This is a genomic window from Pseudomonas sp. SM4 (assembly GCF_051913165.1).
GTDB lineage: Bacteria > Pseudomonadota > Gammaproteobacteria > Pseudomonadales > Pseudomonadaceae > Aquipseudomonas.
This window is the reverse complement of record NZ_JBODOE010000002.1, coordinates 38,245-49,598: the sequence shown is the minus strand read 5'-3', so window position 1 is coordinate 49,598 and position 11,354 is coordinate 38,245. Positions and strand designations below refer to the sequence as shown.

8 protein-coding genes and 1 tRNA gene are annotated in these 11,354 nt (G+C 60.9%); 1 reads left to right on the top strand and 8 read right to left on the bottom strand.

The annotated features are described in order from the left end of the window. The first annotated feature begins 288 nt into the window (after positions 1-288). Positions 289-1,584, top strand: a complete 1,296-nt coding sequence (locus tag ACQ4MY_RS03270; RefSeq protein WP_440093698.1) for an OprD family porin — start codon at positions 289-291, stop codon at positions 1,582-1,584. Positions 1,585-1,599: 15 nt separating this feature from the next. On the opposite strand, the gene ACQ4MY_RS03265 is transcribed toward ACQ4MY_RS03270, so the two are convergent. The 8 genes from ACQ4MY_RS03265 to fdnG all read right to left on the bottom strand — a co-directional run bounded on the left by ACQ4MY_RS03265 (position 1,600) and on the right by fdnG (position 11,122). Further along, the gene (locus tag ACQ4MY_RS03265) at positions 1,600-1,848 is read right to left on the bottom strand and encodes a hypothetical protein (protein ID WP_440093696.1); all 249 of its coding nucleotides are present in this window, start codon (positions 1,846-1,848) and stop codon (positions 1,600-1,602) included. A 202-nt stretch (positions 1,849-2,050) separates the two neighbouring features. Beyond that, positions 2,051-2,146, bottom strand: a tRNA-Sec gene (locus tag ACQ4MY_RS03260). A gap of 6 nt (positions 2,147-2,152) precedes the next feature. Then, on the bottom strand, positions 2,153-4,069 hold the full coding sequence (selB, locus tag ACQ4MY_RS03255) for a selenocysteine-specific translation elongation factor (RefSeq protein ID WP_440094251.1): 1,917 nt from the start codon (positions 4,067-4,069) through the stop codon (positions 2,153-2,155). Further along, complete coding sequence (gene selA / locus ACQ4MY_RS03250; RefSeq protein WP_440094249.1) at positions 4,066-5,469, bottom strand: L-seryl-tRNA(Sec) selenium transferase; 1,404 nt, start codon at positions 5,467-5,469, stop codon at positions 4,066-4,068. Before selA ends, selB begins: the two co-directional genes overlap by 4 nt. Positions 5,470-5,514: 45 nt before the next feature. Further along, positions 5,515-6,441, bottom strand: coding sequence for a formate dehydrogenase accessory protein FdhE (fdhE, locus tag ACQ4MY_RS03245; protein ID WP_440093694.1), 927 nt, complete (start codon positions 6,439-6,441; stop codon positions 5,515-5,517). 3 nt (positions 6,442-6,444) lie between these two features. Further along, on the bottom strand, positions 6,445-7,110 hold the full coding sequence (locus ACQ4MY_RS03240; protein WP_440093692.1) for a formate dehydrogenase subunit gamma: 666 nt from the start codon (positions 7,108-7,110) through the stop codon (positions 6,445-6,447). Further along, positions 7,107-8,042, bottom strand: a complete 936-nt coding sequence (gene fdxH, locus ACQ4MY_RS03235) for a formate dehydrogenase subunit beta (RefSeq protein ID WP_008082738.1) — start codon at positions 8,040-8,042, stop codon at positions 7,107-7,109. Before fdxH ends, ACQ4MY_RS03240 begins: the two co-directional genes overlap by 4 nt. 14 nt (positions 8,043-8,056) lie before the next feature. Continuing rightward, entirely contained in the window at positions 8,057-11,122 is a 3,066-nt protein-coding gene (gene fdnG / locus ACQ4MY_RS03230) for a formate dehydrogenase-N subunit alpha (protein WP_440093691.1), read from the bottom strand. Positions 11,123-11,354 lie beyond the last annotated feature (232 nt).

Here is an 11,354-nt window from a genome sequence, read left to right as displayed (position 1 = left end):
GGTTTCAGCTCCCGCCACAAAATTCTCATTCACCCCAAACCCCTGTAGGAGTGAGCCTGCTCGCGATGGCGCTGAATCAGCTTGGATGAATGTGGCTGACACACCGCTATCGCGAGCAGGCTCACTCCTACAAGGGATTGTGCTTAGCCATTAATCCTGAGCCCCCCCCCAGATGGCTTGCCAGCGATGGCGTCAGCACTGCCACAGCAAGTCAGCACATGGGCTCAATCGCTTTCCCTGAAACTTCACGATCATCCAGGTCACCTTAATTGCCGCTGGCCACTGACCATGATCGACCGCGCCCCCTCGCGCCTTACCTTGCTCGCGCTGCTCTGCGGTTTGAGCGCAACGGCTGCCGCTGGAGGTTTTCTCGATGACGCCAAAACCGAAGTGCTCAGCCGTAACTTCTTTCTTAGCAACGACTACAGCTCGCCCTCACCCTCCGGGAAAAACTATAAACAGGAATGGGCTCAGGGGTTTATCGGCACCTTCTCATCCGGATTCACACCGGGAGCAGTTGGTTTCGGCGTTGACGCGCACGCCTTTTACGGCTTGAAGCTCGATGGCGGCGAGGGCCATTCCGGCACGGGGCTGCTGCCGGTGGACAGTGACGGGCGCAGCGAAAATGACTATTCCAGCGCCGGCGGTGCCCTCAAGTTGAGGGCCTCACGCACCACCCTCGCTTTCGGCGAAATGACCGTGGAAACCCCGGTCTTCGACACCTCAGACAAACGCCTGCAACCGGAATACGCCACAGGCTTTCTGCTCAACAGCCGCGAGATCGACAATCTGAACCTGGTGGCCGGCCACTTCACCGCGTTCAAAAATCAGGACAGCTCATCCGGCAAAGGCGACTTTTACGGCTATGGCGCCAATACCGAAGCCGGCGGTATCAGCTTTATCGGCGCCGATCTGTTCCCTGACAGCGCTCTCGGCGGCGCGCTCTACGCCTCCGACCTGAGTGACACCTGGCACCAGTACTACGCCAATCTCCATTTCAAACAATCCGGCGTGTTGCTCGACGCCAACCTTTATCACACCCGCGACACCGGCCGAGCGCTGGCTGGTGCCATCGACAACACTGCGTTCAGCCTGTCCGGCAAATACGCCTTCGGCCCCCATGCGCTGCTGCTCGGCTGGCAGCGCATCAATGGCGACACGCCGTTTGATTTCGTCGGCGGCGACTCGATCTACCTCGCCAACTCGATCAAATACGCCGATTTCAACGGCGCTCACGAACGCTCCTGGCAAGTGCGCTATGACCTCGACTTCGGCGCCTTCGGCATCCCCGGTCTGGGCTTCATGACCCGCTACGTTTCCGGCAGCCACATCGACGGCACCCATGCGCCTCAGGGCGGCGCCTACAACCCGTTTGACGCCGACAGCGGTGAGTTCCAGCCGCAGCAAGGCGATGGCGGCAAACATTGGGAGCGTGATATTGATTTGAAATACGTCGTCCAGTCAGGCACGGCAAAAGACTTGTCAGTGCAGCTCTCCCACGTCAGCCACCGCGCCAATGACGCCCAGGCCGGCGATGACATCGACCGCATCTACGTGGTAATCCAATACCCATTGGCGTTCTGAAAAACCCGCCTGAATCTATGGCGTCTGCGTGGCTTCATCGATGTTTTCCAGCCAGAGCGGGTCGATGAGATTGCCGCCATATTCCGGCTTCATCTCGACCTCTTCGTGTTCGATCAGGCCCTTGTGATTGAAGTAGACGATGTAGCGCGTAAAACCTTCCGGAAAGTGCTTATCGGCATAGAGCGTCGCCCCGGCGGGCAGAATGTAGCGGGTGCCGTCGCCATCGATTCCGCCGATGTACAAGGGTTCGGTGGTTCTGATCATGGGCATGCCGCGTGTCGCCGAGGCATGTGTCACCACAAAGTAAAGCCACGCCGCAGCATTCGCGCACACCAACAGAATGAAAAAAAGCACTGTGCTTCGGGTTGTACTTCTCAAGCGAATCTCCGGCAGTCCATTGTCAGGATTGGCGGATATTACCAATGTAGGCGCCGCCGCAGGCTGCGATCTTTTGATCTCGCAAATATGGCGGAAGGCAGCCGGAGTCGAACCTGCCCGGGAACGGATGCCGTCCCCAACCGGGTTTGAAGCCCGGCCGCGCCACCGGGCGCGATTGCCTTCCTTGAGTTCAGTGCGCGTCGGCGCTGGCCAACGCGTTGTCGTAGCGGATTTGTCGTGATTCGCCGCTGCGCCGGGTCAGGCCGATACGGTCGAAGTATTCGAGGAACTGAATACAGCGTTTGCGTCCCAAGCCTAGCGCATCGCGGAAGGTTGTCACCTGGATCTGCGGATTTTCCTTGGCGAGATTGAGCAACACGTCAGCCATTCGGCGCAGTTGCACATCACTCAAAAACAGGTCGCGCACCACTTGATGCATCAGGCCCAGCCGCGCTAGTTTGCGCAGCAGCAGGCGCACCACCGCGTCGTCCTGGCCAACTGCTTTGGCCGCGTCACGCACCCACGGCGGATCGAAGCCGCCATGTTCAAACACCGGTTGCAGTTGTTGCCAAAGCATTTCGTCCTCGGCATTCAAACGTACCTGATGATCCGGCAGGTGCAGCCACGGGCCGCTGGCGGTGATCGCGCCGGTGTCGCGCAATTCATCGAGCAGGCGGGTGAACGTCGAACGTTCCAGCGGCAACGCACTGAAGCGCCTCAGACGATCACGGTCCGGCCCCATTTGATCGGGCTCCAGCACATGAAACTTTGCCAGTTGCTCCAACAGGGTGAATTTCAACTGCCCCCAGCGCTGCACGTTGAACAGCACCGGGCCTTGACGGGTGTCGATCAACCGCACGTTTTCCGGCAGCGCCCACGTTGAACGCAGGCGATTGAATTGACGTTCCAGCCGTTGCGGATCAAGACCTCCCGCGCTGTGATCAACCAACACCGGCAATACCTGTTCGAAGCTTTCGCTGCTGGCCAGGGCCTGAAGTTGCGCCAGTCGTTCGCGGCTGCGGCGTTGTCGGGCCGGGGCAAACGGGTCGAGCACCCGGCCGCCACCGAGGGTGCGTTGCGCGCTGGAATCGCGCAGGATCAGCCGATCACCCTGCACCGCGTGAACCGGCGCGTTGATCAGCAGTTGCGCGAACATGCTCGCGCCGGGACTCAGACGCGATCCTTCGAGCAACGCGACTCGCGCGATGACATCCTGCGTGCCGAGGTGTACGTGGACGGGGTGAAAATGTTCGAACGTGCGCTCGCCGGGCAACAGCTGGAATTCGATGTCGATGCGCTGAGTCGGTGCATATAGCCACTCCGCCAGCAGCCATTGGCCGCGATGGATCTGCGCCAGTTCAAGGCGTTCACCGCTGAGGTTCAAGGCAACCCTCTGCCCGGCGAAGGCCTGCTCGGCAGTCTGGTTCTGCGCATGCAAGCCGCGCACCCTGACCGATTTGCCGGACGGTGCGAGTGTGAGTTTATCGCCCACTGAAACCTCACCGGCCAACGCCGTGCCGGTCACCACAATCCCGGCGCCGGCAACGCTGAACGCACGGTCGATGGCCAGGCGAAAACCACCCTCGTGACTGCGCACCTGCACGTCACGTTGCACCTGCAATAACGCCTCGCGCAGCTGATCAACGCCCTGCCCGCTGACGCTCGAAACAATCACGATTGGCGCCTCGGCGAATGGCCCGGCTTCCAGCAGATCAAGCACCTGGCGCTGAACCTCCTCCACCCTGCCCGCCTCGACCCGGTCGCATTTGGTGATCGCCACCAGCGCCCGGGGAATGCCAAGCAGTTCGACAATCGCCAGATGTTCGCGGGTTTGCGGCATCACGCCGTCATCCGCCGCGACCACCAGCAACACCAGATCAATGCCTTGCGCGCCGGCAAGCATGTTGTGGGTGAATTTCTCATGACCGGGCACGTCGATAAACCCGGTGAGGCCCGCCCCCGGTTCGAGTTCGGCATAGAGATAACCGAGGTCGATGGTCATGCCGCGCTCGCGCTCCTGCGGGCGGCGGTCGCCGGATTGCCCGGTCAGGGCTTGCAGCAGCGACGTCTTGCCGTGGTCGATGTGCCCCGCCGTGCCGACGATCACCGATCGACCTGCAAGTGTGGCAACTGCGCGAGCCACGCCGGCTCATCGTCGAGTTGGCGCAAGTCCAGCCACAGCGCATCGTCGTCGATTCGCCCGAGCACCGGGATCGGCAGCCCGCGCAATTGGGCTTCAAGATTCAACAAGTAACGCCCGCGCAAACGCTTCGACACCTGCGGGCGCATGCATAGTGCCGCGCTCGGCAAGCGTGCCACCGGTTGGCTGCCGCTGCCGATCATGCCTAAGGCGTGCACGGCGCTGACCGTCCAGGTTTCCCCCAGCACGTCAGCCAGCGTCGGTTGCAAGCGTGAGGCCTGCGCGAAGATGTCGGCCTGCGGGCGCGTCAGCAGGCGCAAACTCGGCAAGCGCTCAGCGAGGCGATCCGGATCGCGGTACAGCCCCAACACCGCTTCCAGTGCCGCCAAGGTCAACTTGTCGACCCGCAATGCGCGTTTCAGCGGGTTCTTCTTGATCTTTGCGATCAACTCTTTGCGCCCGACAATCAACCCGGCCTGCGGCCCACCGAGCAGCTTGTCGCCGCTGAAGGTGACGATGTCCGCGCCATCGAGCAATGCCTGGCGCACCGTCGGTTCTGCCGGCAGGCCCCAACGCGTCAGATCGAGCAGACTGCCGCTGCCCAGATCCTCCAGCAGCGGCAAGCCATGCCGATGGGCCAACTCGGCCAGCTCGGCCGTGGGCACCCGCGCGGTAAAACCTTCGATGCTGTAGTTGCTCGCATGCACGCGCATGATCAAACCGCTGCGTGGGTTGATCGCTGCTTCGTAGTCTTTGGCATGGGTACGATTGGTGGTGCCGACCTCATGCAGACGCACGCCGGCGCGGGCCATGATGTCGGGGATGCGAAACGCGCCGCCGATTTCGATCAACTCACCGCGCGAGATGATGCCTTCCTTGCGCGCGCCCAGACTGTTGAGCGTCAGCAGCACAGCGGCGGCATTGTTATTGACCACGGTGACGGCTTCGGCGCCGGTCAGTTCGCGGATCAGGCCCTCGATCAGATCATCGCGATCGCCGCGTTTGCCGCTGGCCAGATCGAACTCCAGATTGAGCGGATATCGCGCGGCCATTTGCACCGCTTCGATGGCTTCGTCGGGCAACAACGCGCGGCCAAGATTGGTGTGCAGCACCGTGCCAGTCAGGTTGAACACCCGGCGCACGTTGCTGCGTTGTTGCTGCGCCAAGCGTTCGCCTACGCGGCCGGCGAGCACTTCGGGACTGATTTCAACGGCTGACAGTTGCCCGTCCAACACGCCGGGGCGCAATTCATCGAGCAATTGCCGCAAACTGGCCAGCAGCGACTCACGTCCGTGGCGCTCAAGTAACAGCACACACGACGGGTGACGCAACAAACCATCAATGGAAGGTAACCGCAGGGACATCAGCCACTCCTGGAGACAGATCACTGCGCCAGAGTGTAGACGCTCAGATCATTCGTCTCCCGGAGCCAACAACAGATTCGGTGCCAGCCGCTGATAACCGTCCTGGGCCAGACGCATGTCCAGAAGCAGACTGCTCAAATCGCCCGACAACGCCTCCGCATCGGCATCGTTTTCCAGATACACCAGTTTCAGATAACTGTTACAGCCCGGACAGACCTCCGCCCTTATCGGTGCCTGATTGGCGGCATGGCGATCATCCTCAAGGCTGAAATAGTCCAGGCCCTTGCTCGACTCGCAATACACGCATTTGACCCGCACCACATGCCATTCGCAGGCGCACAAAGAACAGACCAGATAGCGCAAACCGTTGTGCTTGCCGCGATGACGGATCACCCCGGCCATCGCCGGTGAACCACAGGCCGGGCATTGGCTGAGGCTGTCACCGGGTTTCAGCTGCAGATTCGGCGCACTGAGCAGCCAGTGACTCCAGGCCGTTTGCAGTGCTGCGCCGAGGAACGGCACCAGTTGCGCCGGCACCATTGAATATTGGCCGCTGACCAACGCCACGGCCCACGAACGTAACTGGCCGGTACTGGCGACCCGCAACGTCGTCAGCGCATCGACCACGGCAGGCTGCTCATCAGGGACATAACGTTGCAACAGAGCCGCAAGATACGCCTGCCAGGCGTCTTCGCGGATCAAGGTATCAGCAGCAAACGGCGGCAAACCATGCTGCTGACACGCCTCGATGCGTTGTTTATCAAACGGCGCCGTCAGCGGCGGATCGTCGAAAACCTGCTGCTGCACCCGGCACAACCCGGCGATCAGTCGCAGGTAATCAGCCAGCGCATGCCCTTCGGCCAATTGCTCCAGCCGTTGCGCGCGCAAGGTGAACAGATTATGCGGCGGCAGATGCAGAAACGGCGGCGAACTCGCCGCCGCCTCGATTTCCCCAGGTTCCAGAATGGTTGGCAAAAGTCAGCCCTTTTTGGTGATCGGTCGCTCCGGCATGTCCGGTTGGCGTTCATCGCGGGTGATCTCGCGATACCACAGTTCATGGTGTTTCTTCGCCCAGGCGCGGCTGACCCAGCCGTGCATCATCGCGTCGACCGAGCCCTTGATCCACAGCCCGGCGTAGATGTGAATGATGATGCTCAGCACCAGAATGAAACCGGCCAGCGCGTGCAACAGCATTGCCCAGCGAATCACGGTGATGCCGAAATACGCACTGAACCAGGCGCGCCAGATCACCAGCCCGGTGAACAGCAACCCGAGCATGCACAGCAGTAAAGTCCAGAACAGCAGCTTCTGCCCGGCGTTGTATTTGCCCACCGGCGGCACGCTTTCTTCATCGTTGACCAGCACCCGATCGATGCGGCGCATCCATTTCCAGTCATTGTTGATAAAGAAGTTCGCACGCCAGAAACGAAACACCAGGCCGAGGAACAACACAAACATCGCGATGCCCATGTAAGGATGCAGAATCCGCGTCCACGGCCCGCCGCCGAACAGGTTGCTCAGCCAGAACAGCGACGGATGAAACAGTGCCAGCCCGGACAGCCCGGCCATGAAAAACAGGATCGCCACCAGCCAGTGATTGGTACGCTGGTTGGCGGTGTAGCGCAGGATCGTCTTGTTGCTCATGGCCGGTCCTCCCCGCGTGGATCGAAGGTGTGCACCGCCGGGTCAACGACATGCACCGAGGTATCGGGTGGCGTTGGATGTTCATCTTCTTCGACGCGATTCGGGCCGATGCGCACGTAATGGAAGAACCCGGCCAACACCGCCGCGCCCATGGCCAGCAGTCCTAAAGGTTTACTTATGCCTTTCCACAGGCCTACCAACGGACTGATCGCCGGATCTTGCGGCAGGTTGGCGTAAATGGTTGGCGTGTCGGCGTGGTGCAACACGTACATCACATGGGTGCCGCCAACGCCCGCCGGGTCATACAGCCCGGCGTTTTCGAAACCACGGCTTTTCAGGTCGACGATGCGTTCGGCGGCGTGTTCCTTCATGTCTTCCTTGGTGCCGAAGACGATGGCGCCAGTCGGGCAGGTTTTTACGCAGGCCGGTTCCAGCCCGACTGCGACCCGATCCGAACACAAGGTGCATTTGTAGGCCTTGTGATCCTTCTGCGAAATGCGCGGAATGTTGAACGGGCAACCGGTGATGCAGTAACCGCAACCGATGCAGTGATCCTGATCGAAATCGACGATGCCGTTGGCGTGCTTGATGATCGCGCCGGGGCTCGGGCACGCCGCCAGGCAACCGGGCTCGGCGCAGTGCATGCAGCCGTCCTTGCGGATCAGCCATTCGAGGTTGCCGGCGTCGGTTTCGTGCTCGGTGAAGCGCATCAACGTCCAGGTTTCTGCGCTCAAATCCTGCGGGTTGTCGTAGGTGCCGTGGTTGTGGCCAACCTCGTCGCGCAGCTCGTTCCATTCCGAGCAGGCGACCTGGCAGGCCTTGCAGCCGATGCATTTGGTGGTGTCGATCAGCTTGGCCACCGCCTCCTGATTCCTCACCGACGGCGGCACGGTGGTGGTGGCCGAGCGGGCAATGATGTCTTGGCTGGCCATTTAAAGATTCTCCATCAGAGCTTCTCCACGTTGACCAGGAATGACTTGGATTCCGGGGTCTGTGTGTTGCCATCGCCGAGGAACGGCACCAGGGTGTTGGTCAGGTAACCGTGACGCGTCAGGCCGGTGAAACCCCAGTGCAGCGGGATGCCGATCTGATGCACGACCTGGCCGTTGACCTGCAACGGCCGGATTCTTTTCGTCACCACTGCCACCGCTTCGATAAAGCCGCGTTTGCAACTGACGCGCACCCGATCTCCGGCAGCAATGCCCTTCTCTTTCGCCAGCACTTCGCCGATTTCCACAAACTGCTCGGGTTGAGCAATCGCGTTCAACTTGCAGTGCTTGCTCCAGAAGTGGAAATGCTCGGTGAGCCGATAACTGGTGCCGGCGTACGGAAAGTCCTTGGCCTCGCCGAGGGTTTCCCAGACCGAATCGAAGATCCGCGCCGCCGGGTTGCTGGTGGCTTTCTTGTTTTGCGGGTGCAGCGGGTTGATGCCGATCGGCGTTTCGAACGGCTCGTAATGCTCGGGGAATGGGCCTTCGTTCATCTTGTCGACGGCGAAGAACCGCGCCACGCCTTCGGGGTTCATGATGAATGGGTTCATCCCGGCTTCCGGTGGCACGTCGGCCTTATAGTCCGGCACGTCGGTGCCGCCCCAGGCCTTGCCGTTCCACCAGACCAGACGTTTTTTCGGATCCCACGGTTTGCCCGAGACATCGGCCGAAGCGCGGTTGTAGAGAATCCGCCGATTCGCCGGCCACGCCCACGCCCAGCCCAAATGCTGGTGCATGCCATACGGATCGGCATTGTCGCGCCGCGCCATCTGGTTGCCGGCCTCAGTCCAGCTACCGGCGAAAATCCAGCAGCCGGACGCGGTGCTGCCGTCATCCTTGAGCAAACCAAACCCGGCGAGTTGTGAGCCGGCCTTGACCGCGACGCCAGTGGCATCGGTGAAATCGGCGACAGCGCTGCCGTTGATTTCCTTGGCCAGTTCCTCCGGCGAAGGCTCGTCGGGGATTTTGTACGGCCACGTCAGTTTCAGCAGCGGATCAGGGAATTTGCCGCCCTCGGCCTGATAGCGCTTGCGCAGGCGCAGGAACATCTCGGCCATGATGCGAATGTCGGTCTGCGCTTCGCCCGGGCCATCGGCGCCTTTCCAGTGCCATTGCAGCCAGCGGCTGCTGTTGACCAGCGAGCCGTCCTCTTCGGCAAAACAGGTGGTGGGCAGGCGAATGACTTCGGTCTGGATGTCGGCGCTTTTCACATCGTTGTACGGCCCGACGTTGTGCCAGAACTCCGAGGTCTCGGTGGCCAGCGGGTCCATCACCACCAGCCATTTCAATTTCGCCAGGGCACCCATCACGCGGTTTTTGTCCGGCAGCGCGGCGATCGGATTGAAGCCCTGGCAGAAGTAGCCGTTGACCTTGCCCTGGCTCATCAGGTCGAACATCTTCAGAACGTCGTAGTTGGGAATGTCGAGTTTCGGCAAATGGTCGTAGCACCAATTGTTTTCGGCAGTGGCGTTGGCGCCGTACCACGACTTCATCAGGCTGACGTGAAATTTGCTGTAGTTCTGCCAGTAGGACAATTGCCCCGGTCTAAGCGGAACCTGCGTGCGCTTGTGGATGAACTGACCGTAATCCTGCTCGCTGTCCTGACCCAAAGTCAGATAGCCCGGCAGTGCATTGGAGAGCAAGCCCAGATCCGTCAGGCCCTGAATGTTCGAGTGCCCGCGCAAGGCGTTGACCCCACCGCCCGGCATGCCGACGTTGCCCAGCAGCAGTTGCACCATCGCCGCGCTGCGAATGATCTGCGCGCCGATCGAGTGCTGGGTCCAGCCGAGGGCATAGAGAATCGTCATGGTCTTGCCCGGAATCGAGCAGGTGGCGATTTCGTCCCAGATTTTCTGCATGGCATCGACCGGCATCCCGCAAATCTGGCTGGCGAGGTCGATGTTGTAGCGGCTGTAATGCACCTTCATCAATTGATAGACGCAGCGCGGGTGTTGCAGCGTCGGGTCGACTTTGGCAAAGCCGTCGTCGCCCATCTCGTAACCCCAACCTGATTTGTCGGTGTAGCTGCGCTTGGCAACGTCGTAGCCGCTGAAGATGCCGTCTTCGAAGCCATAGCCTTCTTTGACGATGAACGAGACGTCGGTGTAATTGCGCACGTATTCGTGCTGGATTTTGTCCTCGGTCAGCAGGTAATTGATCAGCCCGCCCATGAAGGCGATGTCGGTGCCGGTGCGGATCGGCGCGTAATAGTCGGCCACCGAAGCGGTCCGGGTAAAACGCGGATCGACCACGATCAGTCGCGCAGCGTTGTGCGCTTTGGCCTCGGTCACCCATTTGAAGCCGCACGGATGCGCTTCTGCAGCGTTGCCACCCATCACCAGGATCAGATTCGCGTTGGCGATATCGGTCCAGGTATTGGTCATGGCACCACGGCCGTACGTCGGGGCAAGACTTGCCACCGTCGGGCCGTGTCAGACACGCGCCTGGTTATCGAACCCCAGCATGCCGAGACTGCGAATCACCTTCTGGGTGATGTAACCGGCTTCGTTGGACGCCGCCGACGCGGCGAGGAACCCGGTGGTCAACCAGCGATTCACCGTTTGCCCGTTGGCATTTTGTTCGATGAAATTGGCGTCGCGGTCGGCTTTCATCAGGTCGACGATGCGGTCGAGCGCTTCGTCCCAACTGATCCGCGTCCATTCACTGCTGCCCGGTTTGCGCGTTTGCGGGTAAAGCAACCGGCCGGGGCTGTGAATGAAGTCGAGCAGACCCGCGCCTTTCGGGCAGAGGGTGCCGCGGTTGACCGGGTGGTCGGCGTCGCCCTCGATGTGAATGATGCTCTGCGCTACGTTCTTCGCGGTATCGCCCTGGCTGTACATGATCAACCCGCAACCGACCGAGCAATACGGGCAGGTGTTGCGGGTTTCATGGGTGTGGGCAAGCTTGAAGTGGCGCACCTGCTCGGCGAAGGCTGGCGTCGGGGCCATGCCCAACGCGCCCAGGCTCGAGCCTGCAAGGCCGATACCGGCGACCTTGAAGAACTGACGACGGCTGAGATCCATCGTGCACTCCTGATCAGGTGGAACCCGGTACTTGTGCCGGGTTTTATCTGGACAAACACGGTTGCGGCAAACGTGCTGCCGACCTTTTCACTGTAGACAAAGACCACACGATCTGTGTGAAAACCGACCGTCGGCCGCATGTCGGCACTCCCACTAACAACTGCAATCCCTGTGGGAGCTGGCTTGCCAGCGATCGCGGTTGGTCAGTCACCTACATTATTGGATGTGCCGA

What these genes read in the sequence shown, in the direction of transcription:
- ACQ4MY_RS03240 (WP_440093692.1), bottom strand. Translation starts at nt 7,110, where the DNA reads ATGAGCAACAAGACGATCCTGCGCTACACCGCCAACCAGCGTACCAAT.
- ACQ4MY_RS03270 (WP_440093698.1), top strand. Translation starts at nt 289, where the DNA reads ATGATCGACCGCGCCCCCTCGCGCCTTACCTTGCTCGCGCTGCTCTGC.
- ACQ4MY_RS03265 (WP_440093696.1), bottom strand. Translation starts at nt 1,848, where the DNA reads ATGATCAGAACCACCGAACCCTTGTACATCGGCGGAATCGATGGCGAC.
- fdxH (WP_008082738.1), bottom strand. Translation starts at nt 8,042, where the DNA reads ATGGCCAGCCAAGACATCATTGCCCGCTCGGCCACCACCACCGTGCCG.